Below are 14,563 nucleotides of genomic sequence, written 5' to 3' on the forward strand. Positions count from 1 at the left end.
CCCCCGCCGCTGCGCCACCTGCGCTTTCGGCTGTTCGATATCGTCACTGGTGTACAGAATCTGCCGCTGCAGATTACTGAGATGCACCTCGTCGTCGTCGGCCAGCACCAGTGTCCCGACGCCTGCTCCTGCCAGATACAGCGCGGCAGGGGAGCCGAGACCACCGAGGCCGACAATCAGCACCCGGCTGGTGAGCAGCTTTTGCTGACCATCGACCACGATATCCTCTAGCAGCATCTGGCGGCTGTAACGCATGAAATCATGGTCATTCATCGCCAGCTCCTGCCATTTCCAGCAATTGCGCGGTGGCAATTTGCCAGTCCGGGGCCTGGGTAATGGCGCTGACAACGGCAACGCTGCCAACGCCGGTGGCCAGCACTGACGGTGTACGGTCAATGCTGATTCCACCGATGGCGACGGTAGGGTAATCGCCGAGGCGCTCGATGTGCGACGCCAGCTGTTCCAGCCCCTGCGGTGCCGACGGCATCTGCTTGGTTTGCGTCGGGAAGACGTGCCCCAGGGCGATGTAGGACGGTTTAACCGCCAGCGCGACGTCGATTTCCATATCATCATGCGTCGAGACACCAAGCCGTAGCCCGGCCTCGCGGATGGCCTGCAAATCGGTGGTTTCCAGATCCTCCTGACCGAGGTGCACGCCGTACGCCTGGTGTTTAATCGCCAGTCGCCAGTAGTCGTTGATGAATAGCCGGGCGCGGTAACGGCGACCCAACTGGATCGCGCGGATCACATCCGCTTCGACATCGTCATCAGGCAGATCTTTTATTCGCAGTTGCACGGTGCGCACGCCCGCCTCCAGCAGACGTTCGATCCATTCCACGCTGTCGACCACCGGGTATAGCCCCAGGCGGAAGGGAACTTTAGGGAAATCAGGCTGATACATCACGCTTCCTCCTGCTTCAGATAGATTTCGCCCCCTTTGGCGCGGAAGCTGTTCGACATATCCGCCATGCCAGCCTCAATGGCCTGCTTCGCAGCGTAATCACGCACTTCCTGGGTGATTTTCATCGAGCAAAATTTCGGGCCGCACATGGAGCAGAAATGCGCCACTTTGCCGGATTCCTGCGGCAGCGTTTCGTCGTGATAAGCGCGGGCGGTGAACGGGTCGAGCGCGAGGTTAAACTGATCTTCCCAGCGGAATTCGAAGCGCGCCTTCGACATGGCGTTATCGCGGATTTGCGCGCCCGGATGGCCTTTCGCCAGATCGGCGGCGTGGGCGGCGATTTTGTAGGTGATAAGCCCCTGTTTGACGTCCTCTTTGTTCGGCAGGCCAAGGTGCTCTTTTGGCGTGACGTAACACAGCATCGCACAGCCAAACCAGCCAATCATTGCCGCGCCGATGCCGGAGGTGAAGTGGTCGTAACCCGGCGCGATGTCCGTGGTCAACGGGCCGAGGGTGTAGAACGGCGCTTCGTGGCAGTGCTCCAGCTCTTCGGTCATGTTGCGGCGGATCATCTGCATCGGCACATGCCCCGGGCCTTCGATCATCGCCTGAACGTCATACTCCCAGGCAATTTTGGTCAGCTCGCCCAGCGTGTGCAATTCGGCGAACTGCGCTTCGTCGTTGGCGTCCTGAATCGAACCCGGACGCAGCCCGTCGCCGAGCGACAGCGAGACGTCATACGCGGCACAGATTTCGCAGATGTCGCGAAAACGCTCGTAGAGGAAATTCTCTTTGTGATGCGACAGACACCATTTCGCCATGATCGAGCCGCCGCGGGAGACGATGCCGGTCAGGCGTTTAGCGGTCATCGGCACGTAACGCAGCAACACCCCGGCGTGGATGGTGAAGTAGTCCACGCCTTGTTCCGCCTGCTCCAGCAGTGTGTCGCGGAATGCTTCCCACGTCAGATCTTCGGCGATCCCGTTCACCTTCTCCAGCGCCTGGTAGATCGGCACGGTGCCGATCGGGACCGGGCTGTTGCGCAGGATCCATTCGCGGGTTTCATGAATATAGCGCCCGGTGGACAGGTCCATCACTGTATCGGCGCCCCAGCGGGTTGACCATACCAGTTTCTCCACCTCTTCTTCGATGGAGGACGTCACCGCAGAGTTGCCGATGTTGGCGTTCACTTTGACGAGGAAATTGCGACCGATAATCATCGGTTCTGATTCAGGGTGGTTGATGTTCGCAGGGATAATCGCGCGACCGGCGGCCACTTCATCACGAACAAATTCCGGGGTGATATTTTCCGGCAGACGTGCGCCGAACCCTTCACCAGGATGCTGCTGGCGCAGCACTTCACTACGAATACGCTCGCGGCCCATGTTCTCGCGGATGGCGATAAATTCCATTTCCGGCGTGACGATCCCTTGACGGGCGTAGTGCAACTGGGTGACACGTTTACCGGCTCTGGCGCGTTTCGGCGTCAGTAAACCGTTGAAGCGCAACTCGTCGAGACCATCATCTGCAAGACGTGCTTTGGTATACGCCGAGCTGCGTTCTGCCAGCGGTTCGCTGTCGCCGCGCGCATCAATCCAGGGCTGGCGCAGCTTCGCCAGGCCTTGCTGAACGTCAATGGCAATGGCCGGATCGCCGTAGGGACCAGAAGTGTCATACACCGGCACCGCTTCGTTGTCTTCGTACTGCGGGTTGTCTTTACCGCCACCGATAAGCGTCGGGCTCAGCTGGATCTCGCGCATCGGAACGCGAATGTCCGGCTGCGAACCTTCGATATAAATACGGACCGAGTTGGGGAAAGCGGTGCCTTCCAGCGTGTCGATGAAGTGTTGGGCGTGTTCGCGCTGCTCGCGACGGGTCAGTTTTGTAGTAGACATAGCTCATTCCAGAAAAGAGGACGTGGCTTGTCAGACGACGGAGGGAGTAATAATGACTCTTGCCCGAAAGGGCGTACGCCGATGGCGAATTACTCTTGTTCCCTTCGCAGGTCTTAACCTGATCAGGTTCCGCGGATCCCGAATAAACGGTCTCAGCCTGTGCTTACGCACTAGGCACTCCGACAAGATGCACCCCTCAGCGAAGAGGGGATCATTATGTAACCTACTCGTTAATGCTTAAGAACTCAAGCGAGCGCTGTCGACAATGCTGCCATCACTGGCGACGAGATTTCGCTGATTGCCCAGTGCCAGCACGATCAGGTTATCTTCCAGCGTAAAGCGTGCGGCCAGTGCTTCGCCAATACCGGACAGCGACTGCTGAAATTCCAGATAGTTGTCATTATCAATAGCATTTTCGAGGCTGGAGTCGTAATAATCCATGATCTGCTGGGTGTTGGCCTCCAGCCGCGAATAGAGTTTTGTTGCCTCTAAATGTGGGCTATTTGCTTCCAGTTCACGGATAATACGTTCATAAATTTTAAAATGTCCGGCGGAGAGGTAGTCCACCAGGCTCTGACAGAAATCATCAAGCGCTTTTTCGTTCAACCGCATATACGATTCTTTGCCAGGCTTGATGCCAACCAGATTATAGTAAGCAACGAGCAGATGCTTACGTACGTGCAGCCATTGATCGATAAATTGATTACTTCCGCCAACGCGTTCCGTCAGGCTTTCTAGCTGGTTTAGCATGTTTGACTCCGCAAGTTTAAAAGTAAAAGACTGCTCACCCGGGAAATGTAAAAACTATGTTATCAAGTTGCCAGTGAAGCGAAGGTAGTGCAATAGCTATGGATCGTATAATTGAAAAATTAGATCGTGGCTGGTGGATCATCAGCCATGAACAGAAATTATGGCTCCCTGCGGGAGAATTGCCTTATGGCGAGGCGGAAAAATACGATCTTGTCGGGCACAACGCGCTGCAGATCGGTGAATGGCAGGGCGATCCTGTCTGGCTGGTGCAGCAAAATCGCCGCCATGATATGGGGTCGGTGCGTCAGGTGATCGATCAGGACGTCGGGCTGTTCCAACTGGCCGGGCGCGGTGTACAGCTGGCTGAGTTCTATCGCTCGCATAAATTCTGCGGCTACTGCGGGCATACGATGCACCCCAGCAAAACCGAATGGGCGATGCTGTGCAGCCATTGCCGCGAACGCTATTATCCGCAAATCGCCCCCTGCATTATCGTCGCCATTCGCCGCGACGACTCCATCCTGCTGGCGCAGCACACCCGTCATCGTGGCGGCATCCATACGGTGCTGGCGGGGGTTGTTGAGGGNGCGGTGGCGCGTGAAGTCATGGAAGAGAGCGGGATAAAAGTTAAAAACCTGCGTTACGTGACCTCGCAGCCCTGGCCGTTCCCGCAGTCGCTAATGACGGCGTTTATGGCGGAGTATGACAGTGGTGAAATCGTTATCGATCCCAAAGAGCTGCTGGAAGCGAACTGGTATCGTTACGACAATCTGCCGCTGTTGCCGCCACCGGGAACCGTTGCCCGTCGCCTGATTGAAGATACCGTGGCAATGTGCCGGGATGATGATTACTGACGTGTTACACTGAGCGCCTGACGCATAAAGGAACTGCAAAATGACCGAACTGAAAAACGATCGTTATCTGCGTGCGCTGCTGCGCCAGCCCGTTGATGTCACTCCGGTATGGATGATGAGGCAGGCGGGCCGCTATTTGCCGGAATACAAAGCCACGCGCGCGCAGGCGGGCGATTTTATGTCGCTGTGCAAAAACGCCGAGCTGGCCTGTGAAGTGACGCTACAGCCGCTGCGTCGTTACCCGCTGGATGCGGCGATCCTCTTTTCGGACATTCTCACCGTGCCGGATGCGATGGGCCTCGGGCTCTATTTCGAAGCGGGTGAAGGTCCGCGCTTTACCTCCCCGGTGAAGAGCAAAGCAGATGTCGACCGGCTGCCGATCCCCGATCCTGAGCAGGAACTGGGGTATGTGATGAACGCCGTGCGCACTATTCGTCGCGAGTTAAAAGGTCAGGTGCCGCTGATTGGTTTCTCCGGGAGCCCGTGGACGCTGGCGACCTACATGGTAGAAGGCGGCAGCAGCAAAGCCTTTACCGTCATCAAAAAAATGATGTACGCCGATCCCACCGCTTTGCATGCGTTGCTTGATAAGCTGGCGAAAAGTGTCACGCTTTATCTGAACGCGCAAATTAAGGCGGGCGCGCAGGCAGTGATGATTTTCGATACCTGGGGCGGCGTGCTGACCGGTCGTGACTATCAGCAGTTCTCGCTCTATTACATGCACAAAATCGTCGATGGCCTGCTGCGTGAAAACGACGGACAGCGCGTACCGGTGACGCTGTTCACCAAAGGCGGCGGTCAATGGCTGGAGGCGATGGCCGAAACCGGCTGTGACGCGCTTGGGCTTGACTGGACGACCGATATCGCCGATGCGCGCCGTCGCGTGGGTGATAAAGTCGCGCTGCAGGGCAATATGGACCCATCAATGCTGTACGCCCCGCCGGCGCGCATTGAGGAAGAGGTTGCCACTATTCTCGCTGGCTTCGGCCAGGGCGAAGGGCATGTTTTCAACCTCGGCCATGGTATTCATCAGGATGTGCCGCCAGAGCACGCTGGCGTGTTTGTGGAGGCGGTGCACCGACTTTCTGAGCCGTATCATCAGTAAGGAGCTGTTATGGATCTCGCGTCACTTCGCGCGCAACAACTTGAACTGGCCTCATCCGTGATCCGCGAGGATCGTTTAGATAAGGATCCACCGACGTTGATCGCAGGGGCTGACGTAGGGTTTGAGCAGGGTGGAGAGGTCACGCGAGCGGCCATCGTCCTGCTGAAGTATCCTTCGCTTGAGCTTGTTGAACATCAGGTGGCGCGCGTCGCCACCTCCATGCCGTACATTCCCGGCTTTCTCTCCTTTCGTGAAACCCCTGCGCTGAGCGCGGCCTGGGCGCAGCTGTCGCAAAAACCGGATCTGCTGTTTGTTGACGGTCACGGCATCTCGCATCCGCGTCGCCTTGGTGTTGCCAGCCATTTCGGGCTGCTGGTGGATGTGCCGACCATCGGCGTGGCGAAAAAACGCCTGTGCGGTAAGTTTGAGCCGCTGTCGGCAGAGCCTGGCGCGCTGGCGCCGCTGATGGACAAAGGCGAACAACTGGCATGGGTGTGGCGCAGCAAAATCCGCTGCAATCCACTGTTCGTATCCACCGGGCACCGGGTCAGCATCGACAGCGCGCTGGCGTGGGTGCAACGCTGTATGCGCGGTTACCGTCTGCCGGAGCCCACGCGCTGGGCGGACGCCGTGGCATCGGGCCGCCCGGCGTTTGTTCGTTGGCAGGAAATTCAGTGATGATTCAGGTACACTGCCGCTAATTTTCGAATCCGGGATGTCATCATGTTACAAAACCCCATTCATCTGCGTCTGGAGAAGCTGGAAAGCTGGCAGCACACGACGTTTATGGCCTGCCTGTGCGAACGCATGTATCCGAACTATGCGATGTTCTGCAGGGAAACCGAGTTTGGCGATCCGCACTTATACCGCCGCATTCTCGACTTAATCTGGGAAACGCTGACGGTCAAAGACGCGAAGGTGAATTTCGACAGCCAGCTCGAGAAGCTGGAAGAAGCTATTCCGGCGGCGGACGACTACGATATGTATGGTGTCTATCCGGCCATTGACGCCTGCGTGGCGTTAAGTGAACTGGTGCATTCGCGTTTGAGCGGTGAAACGCTGGAACATGCGGTTGAAGTCAGTAAAACGTCCATCACGACGGTCGCGATGCTGGAAATGACCCAGGCGGGTCGTGAAATGACGGACGAAGAGCTGAAAGCCAACCCGGCGGTAGAACAGGAATGGGACATCCAATGGGAAATTTTTCGCCTGCTTGCGGACTGTGAAGAACGCGACCCAGAACTGATAAAAGGACTCCGTGCAGACCTTCGGGAAGCTGGCGAGAGCAATATTGGTATAAATTTTAAGCAATGAGACGACAAAACGTGATTTACCGCGTGATTTGTCGTGCCTGAAGGCTTCACATCTGCCCCCCGTCTGGTCTACATTTGGAGGGCGAAAAAAAGTGGCTATCGGTGCGTATATGCAGGAGAGTGCTCTTAAGGCATATCCGTCGCACTCGATGCTTAGCAAGCGATAAACACATTGTAAGGATAACTTATGAACAAGACTCAACTGATTGATGTAATTGCGGACAAGGCTGATCTGTCAAAAGCACAGGCAAAATCTGCTCTGGAATCCACCCTGGCTGCTATTACTGAGTCTCTGAAAGAAGGTGATGCTGTACAACTGGTTGGTTTCGGTACCTTCAAAGTGAACCACCGCGCTGAGCGCACTGGCCGCAACCCGCAGACCGGTAAAGAAATCAAAATCGCCGCAGCTAACGTACCGGCATTTGTTTCTGGTAAAGCACTGAAAGACGCAGTTAAGTAAGATCGCGTGGCAGTGAACAGTTTTATCGAAGGGGCGGTTACGCCCCTTTTGTCCATCTGGCGTCGAACGCTGGCGCTGGCAGGCGTGCTGTTGCTGTCAGCCTGTAGTCACAATTCCTCGCTTCCGCCGTTTACCGCCAGCGGTTATGCGGACGATCAGGGCGCGGTACGCCTCTGGCGTAAAGACGTCGACGGAGAGACTCATCTCTTTGCCGCCTTCAGCCCCTGGCGAAGTGGAAACACCTCAACCAGCGAATACCGCTGGCAGGGCGATACGCTGACGCTGATTGAACTCAACGTCTACAGCAAGCCCCCCGAACATATTCGAGCCCGTTTCGACGATCACGGCGAACTGAGCTTTATGCAGCGTGAAGTGGACGGACAGAAACAGCAGCTCTCTAACGATCAAATCGCGCTATACCGTTTCCGGGCAGAGCAGCTCCGTCTGACCAGCGACGCACTGCGTCACGGGCGCGTGGTGCTGCGTCAGGGACGCTGGCACGCCGATCAAACGGTTACCACCTGTGAAGGCCAGACGCTGAAGCCTGACCTTGAACCCTGGGCGATATCCCGTATTCAGCGTCGCCAGAATCACTCGTCCCTGGAAGTGAGCATTGCCTGGCTCGAAGCGGCGGAAGGATCTCAGTTGCTGTTGATCGCCAACGAAGATTTCTGTACCTGGCAGCCGAACGAAAAAACCTTCTGATTTACCAGCGGCCCATACCCATGCCGCCGCCGCGATGCATACCCATACCGCCACCACAGCCGCCGTAACCCATTCCGGCAGCACGCGGTACGCCTGACTGCGCTAAGGCAACATCAAACTTCACGCGCTGCTGGTCGAGCTGTTGATTCAGCGTGGCCATCTCGTTCGCCACGGCCTCAATTTTCGCGCTGTCCGGCGAGCTGGCAGTCAACAGCGCGTTGTACTCATAGCGCTTCGACATCAGTTGCTGGCGCAAGGCGCTGGTTTGCGCGTAGTGATCGGCATGGAGTTTCTGCAGGGTGGCCTGCTGCTCTGGCGTCAGCTGGCTGTAACCCTGACCGCCCATACCATAACCGTTCCCCCAGTGGGGTCTGGCCTGCGCCACGCCGCTGCCAAACGCCAGGGCGACTACCGCGATCAGTGCCAGGGTATATCCTTTATTTCGTTTCATCGTCTTTCCTCCTTTGTTTTCCATTCACCTCCTGTTTTGCATCTTCCGTGCCAGCTACCAGAACCGCATAAAGACCGGGGAATGTGCGGATGAAAGCAGGCAAAACGAGTAAAAATGACCCGCTCGCAATTGCCCGGCGAGTCATTTTTACCCGCTGAAAAGCCCGGGACATGCCTGAGAACAAAGTTACACGTGTGGAAAAGTGGCATGGTTTCTGCTGCATGAGGAGAGAACATCAACCAAAAGGACGTCTTCATGAGCCTGATGCGCTTACCGAAAGGATCGGCCGCCAGCTGGCTAAGCGGCGTGCTGGCGGGGCTGACGCTACTGCTGATAGGCCTGTTTTCAGTACTGATTATTCGTGACTATGCCCGCGAAAACACTGCCGCGCGGCAGAATGTGGAAGAAAAAGGCAGTGTATTAATTCGCGCTCTTGAATCAGGTACGCGTGCCGGTATGGGAATGCGCATGCATCAAATGCAACTGCAAACGCTGCTGGAAGAGATGGCCCTGCAGCCGGGCGTATTGTGGTTTGCGGTGACGGACGACGCGGGCCGGATCACCGCGCACAGCGACCCGCAACAGGTCGGTAAAACGCTCTATTCAGAAGCCGTGATGCGTGAACTGAACATCGGCGAGCAGGAGCAGTGGCGGCGGATTGCTACCCCTGAACCGGCGCTGGAGATTTACCGCCAATTTCGCCCGTTGTACCCCGCTGGCAGGCACCACATGCGTATGATGATGTCCCGCCATGACGGCGGTGTGAATAACAGCGCGCCACAGGTCATTTTCATTGCCTTTGATGCCAGCGAGCTGGACGCGACACTGGCGCGAGAGCGGCGCAATATGATCATTATGCTGTGCGCCGCTGGCGTGGTGCTGTTCGCCACGGTGTCGGCACTGTTCTGGTTTCGACGCTATCAGCGTTCATACCTGCTGTTGCAGGAAGCGAATAAACGCAAAGAGAAGCTGACGGCGCTGGGGCATCTTGCGGCGGGCGTCGCCCATGAGATCCGCAACCCGCTCTCGTCCATCAAGGGCATCGCGAAATACTTCGCGGAACGCGCGCCGTCAGACAGCGAATCCCACGCGCTGGCGCAGGTGATGGCGAAAGAGGCCGACAGGCTGAACCGGGTAGTGAGTGAGCTGCTGGAGCTGGTGCGCCCGGCGCATCTTTCGCTGCAACCGGTGAATGTCAATGCGCTGATCGCCCATTCGCTGCAACTGGTGAGCCAGGACGCGAAGAGCCGTGACATTGATCTGCAGTTTCATGCCCGGCCCGAACTGCGGCAGATTCAGGCCGATCCGGACAGGCTGACGCAGGTGCTGCTGAACCTGTATCTGAATGCGATTCAGGCTACCGATCGCGACGGCACCATAACCGTTGACGCCAGCGAGTGCGACGGTCAGCGGGTAAAAATCACCGTGAGTGACAGCGGGAAGGGGATTGCGCCGGATCAGCTTGAGGCAATCTTTACCCCTTATTTCACCACCAAAGCCGATGGCACCGGCCTCGGACTGGCGGTGGTGCAGAATATTATTGAACAGCACGGCGGAACGGTTCAGGTCGACAGCCAGCCAGGTGGCGGCGCGGTCTTTACCTTATTCCTGCCGCTGAATGCCTCACAGAAGGACGAACAAGGATGACGCGCGCGACAGTCAATATTCTCGTTGTCGATGATGACATCAGCCACTGCACGATACTCCAGGCACTACTTCGCGGGTGGGGCTACGAAGTCACGCTGGCGTACAACGGCGTACAGGCACTGGCGCAGGTGCGGGCGCGGATTTTCGATCTTGTCCTGTGCGATATCCGCATGGCGGAAATGGACGGTATCGAAACGTTAAAAGAGATCAAAGCGTACAACCCGGCGATTCCTATTCTGATCATGACGGCGTTCTCCAGCGTGGAAACCGCCGTGGAGGCGATTAAATCCGGCGCGCTGGATTACCTGACAAAACCGCTGGATTTTGACCGCCTGGAAGAGACCATCGCTCAGGCACTGGCCCATACGCATCCATCGGCAGTCGCAACGTCACCGGTTTCTGCCATGCAATTTGGCATGGTGGGGCAAAGCCCGGCGATGCAGGCGCTGCTGAATGAGATCGCGCTGGTGGCGCCTTCAGACGCGACAGTGCTTATCTGCGGTGAGTCCGGTACCGGCAAAGAGCTGGTTGCCAGAGCGCTGCATGCCTGCAGCGAGCGCCGCGATAAGCCGCTGGTGGTTTTCAACTGCGCCGCGCTGAATGAGTCGTTGCTGGAATCAGAGCTATTCGGCCATGAGAAAGGGGCGTTTACCGGCGCGGATAAACGTCGCGAAGGGCGTTTCGAGGAAGCGCAGGGCGGTACTCTGTTTCTCGATGAAATCGGTGATATCTCGCCGCTGATGCAGGTCCGGTTGCTGCGAGCCATTCAGGAACGCGAAATCCAGCGCGTCGGCAGTAACAAAACCATCGCCATTAACGCCAGGTTGATAGCCGCCACGCACCGTAATCTGGCGGAAGAGGTGGCCGAAGGCCGTTTCCGCCAGGATCTTTACTATCGACTGAACGTAGTCACCATTGAGATGCCGCCGTTGCGTCAGCGTCGCGAAGATATCCCCCTGCTGGCCGAACACTTCCTGCAACGCTACGGTGAGCGAAACCGTAAAGCGATCAAAGGATTTACTCCACAAGCAATGGATTTGCTGATCCACTATCCCTGGCCGGGGAACATTCGCGAACTGGAGAATGCCGTAGAGCGTGCGGTGGTGTTATTAACTGGCGAGTATATTTCAGAAAGAGAATTGCCGCTGTCGATTGCCGGCACCGTCGTGCCGGAGCCTGATGACACCGAAGACGTTGCGATTCAGCCGCTGGTGGAAGTGGAAAAAGAGGTGATTCTGGCGGCGCTGGAAAAAACGGGCGGCAACAAAACTGAAGCCGCCCGTCAGTTGGGGATCACGCGCAAAACGCTGCTGGCAAAACTCAGCCGCTAGTTTTTCTCGCGTGCAATGGCGCGATAGCCAATGTCGTTGCGATAGAAGCTGCCGTCCCAGTGAATATCCTGCAGCAGTTCATACGCGCGCGCCTGCGCCTGTGCGACCGTATCGCCCAACGCCGTCACGCACAGCACGCGTCCGCCGCTGGTGAGTACCCGATCGTCATCAGAAAGGCGGGTGCCCGCATGGAAGACTTTACCGTCCGCCCCTTCTTCCAGCGGCAGGTACCCACCGGCCGCGACCACCACGCCGAGCGAGGCGCGGGAGTCCCACCGTGAGGTTTTCGTGTCCAGTTTGCCGTCGCAGGCCGCCAGGCACAGTTCCACCAGATCGGACTGCAGGCGCAGCATGATTGGTTGCGTTTCCGGGTCGCCGAAGCGGCAGTTAAATTCAATCACCTTCGGGTTGCCCTGCTTGTCGATCATCAGACCCGCATACAGAAAACCGGTATAGGTATTGCCTTCAGCCGCCATACCACGCACGGTTGGCCATATAATGCGCTCCATCGTGCGCTGGTGAACCTCGTCAGTCACCACTGGTGCAGGCGAGTAAGCGCCCATTCCGCCGGTATTGGGGCCGGTGTCGCCGTTGCCCACGCGTTTGTGATCCTGGCTGGTCGCCATCGGCAGCACGTTCGCGCCGTCGACCATCACAATGAAACTGGCTTCTTCGCCATCAAGAAATTCTTCGATAACGATGCGATGACCGGCGTCACCAAACGCGTTGCCTGCCAGCATATCGTTTACGGCGGCTTCCGCTTCTTCCAGCGTCATCGCCACGATCACGCCTTTACCGGCGGCCAGACCGTCGGCTTTGATGACGATCGGCGCGCCTTTCTCGCGCAGGTATGCCAGCGCCGGCTCCACTTCCGTAAAGTTCTGGTATTCAGCGGTCGGGATCTTATGGCGAGCGAGGAAATCTTTGGTGAACGCTTTTGAACCTTCCAGCTGTGCAGCGCCTTCCGTCGGGCCAAAAATCGTCAGGCCAGCGGCACGAAACGCATCCACCACGCCAATGACCAGCGGCGCTTCCGGGCCAACAATCGTCAGCCCGATGCTTTCATTTTGCGCAAAGCTCAGCAGCGCAGGGATATCCGTGGCGCTGATGGCAACGTTTTGCAGCGCAGGTTCCAGCGCCGTGCCCGCATTGCCCGGGGCGACAAAGACGGTGTCAACCAGAGGCGACTGCGCGGCTTTCCATGCCAGCGCATGTTCGCGCCCGCCGTTTCCGATGATTAATACTTTCATTCTCTGCTCCGTGGATTAATGGCGGAAGTGGCGCATGTCGGTGAAGATCATCGCGATACCGTGTTCATCGGCGGGGGGGGGCACTTCNTCCAGCCCTTCGTCACCTGCTTTAATACCGGCAATTTTCGCGGAATAGACGCGGCTCATCTGGCCCGCACCAATGCCGATAGTCATATTTTCTTTCGCATAGACAATGGCGTTAGATTTCACGAATTTCGCCACCTTCCAGCAGAACAGTGCGTCGCGCAGCTCCTGTGCGGTTGGCTGACGTTTGGTCACCACGCGCAGCTCAGCGTCGGACACCATGCCCAGATCCCGGTCCTGTACCAGCAGACCCCCGTTAACGCGTTTGAAATCCAGACCCGGAACGCGTGCCGCCCATTCGCCGCACGTCAGGACGCGGACGTTCTGTTTCGCGGCAGTGATTTTGAGCGCTTCCAGGGAGGCCGTCGGGGCGATGATCACTTCGACGAACTGGCGGGAGATGATGGCCTGCGCGGTTTCTGCATCCAGCTCGCGGTTGAAAGCAATGATGCCGCCAAACGCGGAGGTCGGGTCGGTTTTATAGGCACGATCGTAGGCATCCAGAATGGAGTCGCTGACCGCAACGCCGCACGGGTTCGCGTGCTTAACGATGACGCACGCCGGTTCGCTGAATTCTTTTACACATTCCAGCGCGGCATCGGTATCGGCGATGTTGTTATAGGAGAGCGCTTTGCCCTGCAGCTGTTGCGCTGTCGCAACGGACGCTTCTTTCACATTCTCTTCTATATAGAAAGCGGCTTGCTGATGGCTGTTTTCACCATAGCGCATATCCTGCTTTTTAATGAAGTTCAGGTTCAGGGTGCGCGGGAAACGGCCGGAAGGCGTTTCAGTGTCGCCGTGATAGGCGGGCACCAGGCTGCCGAAGTAGTTGGCAATCATGCTGTCGTAAGCGGCGGTATGCTCAAAGGCTTTAATTGCTAAATCGAAACGGGTGGCGAGGGTCAGGGAGCCATCGTTGGCATCCATCTCATTAATAATGGTGCGGTAGTCGCTGCTCTTCACCACGATAGCCACATCTTTGTGGTTCTTGGCGGCGGAGCGCACCATGGTCGGGCCGCCGATATCGATATTCTCAACCGCGTCTTCCAGCGTGCAGCCTTCACGCGCCACGGTCTGGGCGAAGGGGTAAAGGTTAACCACCACCATATCAATAGGCGAAATAGCGTGCTGCGCCATGATCTCATCGTCCTGGCCACGACGACCCAGAATGCCGCCATGCACTTTCGGATGCAGGGTTTTAACGCGTCCATCCATCATTTCCGGAAAACCGGTGTAGTCAGAGACTTCGGTCACCGGCAGGCCTTTCTCCGCCAGCAGGCGCGCGGTGCCACCTGTAGACAGCAGTTCCACTCCACGAGTAGAAAGTGCCTGTGCGAATTCGACGATACCGGCCTTGTCAGAAACACTGAGCAGAGCGCGGCGGACTGGACGACGTTGTTGCATGGTATAAATCCCCAGGATTTGAATATGACAGAGAGCGTTAGGTGAATTTTCCATAAAAAACTCAGCTAACGCGCCTGACCAGGCATCTTTCGCTTAGCGCGGCATTGTAACGAAAACGTTTGCGCGACGCTCGCGAATTTTTATCTTTTCTCGGTGTTGTGGATAAGTTTGTGTGTAAAAGGGTATAACCCGGGGTTTTGCTGTGGAATGCAGCAGTCAGTGCTGTTTCTGTCATTTTTCTATTGCGGGCCGCGGAGAACTCCCTATAATGCGCCTCCATCGACACGGCGCTTGTGAACAACATCACACAGCGACGGTAAGTCGGAAGAGAAAACGCTGAAATTCAGGGTTGACTCTGAAAGAGGAAAGCGTAATATACGCCACCTCGCGACAGTGCGCTGTAAGCCGCGTCG

General features: G+C 57.1%; 15 protein-coding genes and 1 riboswitch. Of the genes, 8 read left to right on the plus strand and 7 right to left on the minus strand.

All coding sequences use genetic code 11. The features are described 5' to 3' along the window. From GM30_RS02105 to GM30_RS02120, 4 genes are all read right to left on the minus strand, one after another. On the minus strand, positions 1 to 273 hold a 273-nt coding region (locus GM30_RS02105), incomplete at its 3' end, for a HesA/MoeB/ThiF family protein (RefSeq protein ID WP_193391765.1). Beyond that, a complete protein-coding gene (gene thiE / locus GM30_RS02110; RefSeq protein WP_049847299.1) occupies positions 266 to 901 on the minus strand; it encodes a thiamine phosphate synthase in 636 nt (211 codons plus the stop codon). The genes thiE and GM30_RS02105, both read right to left, overlap by 8 nt. After that, positions 901 to 2,796, minus strand: coding sequence for a phosphomethylpyrimidine synthase ThiC (gene thiC, locus GM30_RS02115; RefSeq protein WP_049847300.1), 1,896 nt, complete (start codon positions 2,794 to 2,796; stop codon positions 901 to 903). The genes thiE and thiC overlap by 1 nt, the downstream gene beginning before the upstream one ends. Positions 2,797 to 2,878: 82 nt before the next feature. Then, positions 2,879 to 2,988: riboswitch (TPP riboswitch) on the minus strand. A gap of 45 nt (positions 2,989 to 3,033) precedes the next feature. Further along, the gene (locus tag GM30_RS02120; RefSeq protein ID WP_049847301.1) at positions 3,034 to 3,546 is read right to left on the minus strand and encodes an Rsd/AlgQ family anti-sigma factor; all 513 of its coding nucleotides are present in this window, start codon (positions 3,544 to 3,546) and stop codon (positions 3,034 to 3,036) included. Between the two features lie 98 nt (positions 3,547 to 3,644). On the opposite strand from GM30_RS02120, the gene nudC reads away from it, so the two are divergent. The 6 genes from nudC (at position 3,645) to GM30_RS02150 (ending at position 7,983) form a co-directional block, all read left to right on the plus strand. Further along, entirely contained in the window at positions 3,645 to 4,400 is a 756-nt protein-coding gene (gene nudC / locus GM30_RS02125; RefSeq protein ID WP_049847302.1) for an NAD(+) diphosphatase, read from the plus strand. A gap of 40 nt (positions 4,401 to 4,440) precedes the next feature. Then, entirely contained in the window at positions 4,441 to 5,505 is a 1,065-nt protein-coding gene (hemE, locus tag GM30_RS02130) for a uroporphyrinogen decarboxylase (RefSeq protein ID WP_049847303.1), read from the plus strand. 9 nt (positions 5,506 to 5,514) lie between these two features. Next, positions 5,515 to 6,183, plus strand: a complete 669-nt coding sequence (gene nfi, locus GM30_RS02135; RefSeq protein ID WP_049847304.1) for a deoxyribonuclease V — start codon at positions 5,515 to 5,517, stop codon at positions 6,181 to 6,183. A 45-nt stretch (positions 6,184 to 6,228) separates the two neighbouring features. Then, positions 6,229 to 6,819: a YjaG family protein gene (locus GM30_RS02140; RefSeq protein ID WP_049847305.1), complete on the plus strand. Its 591-nt coding sequence runs from the start codon at positions 6,229 to 6,231 to the stop codon at positions 6,817 to 6,819. A 186-nt stretch (positions 6,820 to 7,005) separates the two neighbouring features. Further along, entirely contained in the window at positions 7,006 to 7,278 is a 273-nt protein-coding gene (hupA, locus tag GM30_RS02145) for a nucleoid-associated protein HU-alpha (RefSeq protein ID WP_006816568.1), read from the plus strand. A gap of 12 nt (positions 7,279 to 7,290) precedes the next feature. After that, positions 7,291 to 7,983, plus strand: a complete 693-nt coding sequence (locus tag GM30_RS02150) for a DUF1481 domain-containing protein (protein WP_049847306.1) — start codon at positions 7,291 to 7,293, stop codon at positions 7,981 to 7,983. Between the two features lies 1 nt (position 7,984). Here GM30_RS02150 and zraP read toward each other — a convergent pair whose 3' ends face one another. Next, complete coding sequence (gene zraP / locus GM30_RS02155; RefSeq protein WP_049847310.1) at positions 7,985 to 8,434, minus strand: zinc resistance sensor/chaperone ZraP; 450 nt, start codon at positions 8,432 to 8,434, stop codon at positions 7,985 to 7,987. A gap of 255 nt (positions 8,435 to 8,689) precedes the next feature. Here zraP and zraS point away from each other — a divergent pair, with 255 nt between their 5' ends. Both zraS and zraR read left to right on the plus strand, forming a co-directional pair. Beyond that, positions 8,690 to 10,081, plus strand: coding sequence for a two-component system sensor histidine kinase ZraS (gene zraS / locus GM30_RS02160; RefSeq protein ID WP_049847307.1), 1,392 nt, complete (start codon positions 8,690 to 8,692; stop codon positions 10,079 to 10,081). Continuing rightward, positions 10,078 to 11,412, plus strand: a complete 1,335-nt coding sequence (gene zraR / locus GM30_RS02165; protein ID WP_049847308.1) for a sigma-54-dependent response regulator transcription factor ZraR — start codon at positions 10,078 to 10,080, stop codon at positions 11,410 to 11,412. The genes zraS and zraR overlap by 4 nt, the downstream gene beginning before the upstream one ends. Here the strand turns inward: zraR and purD are convergent. Together purD and purH are read right to left on the minus strand one after the other, a co-directional pair. Next, a complete protein-coding gene (gene purD / locus GM30_RS02170; RefSeq protein WP_049847309.1) occupies positions 11,409 to 12,662 on the minus strand; it encodes a phosphoribosylamine--glycine ligase in 1,254 nt (417 codons plus the stop codon). The two genes, zraR and purD, sit on opposite strands and share 4 nt — an antisense overlap. Positions 12,663 to 12,677: 15 nt before the next feature. Then, positions 12,678 to 14,150 carry a bifunctional phosphoribosylaminoimidazolecarboxamide formyltransferase/IMP cyclohydrolase gene (gene purH / locus GM30_RS02175; protein ID WP_049847311.1) on the minus strand — a complete coding sequence of 491 codons (1,473 nt, stop codon included), beginning with the start codon at positions 14,148 to 14,150 and terminating at the stop codon, positions 12,678 to 12,680. Positions 14,151 to 14,563 lie beyond the last annotated feature (413 nt).

The sequence above is a fragment of the Trabulsiella odontotermitis genome (assembly GCF_001188485.1).
GTDB lineage: Bacteria > Pseudomonadota > Gammaproteobacteria > Enterobacterales > Enterobacteriaceae > Trabulsiella > Trabulsiella odontotermitis_A.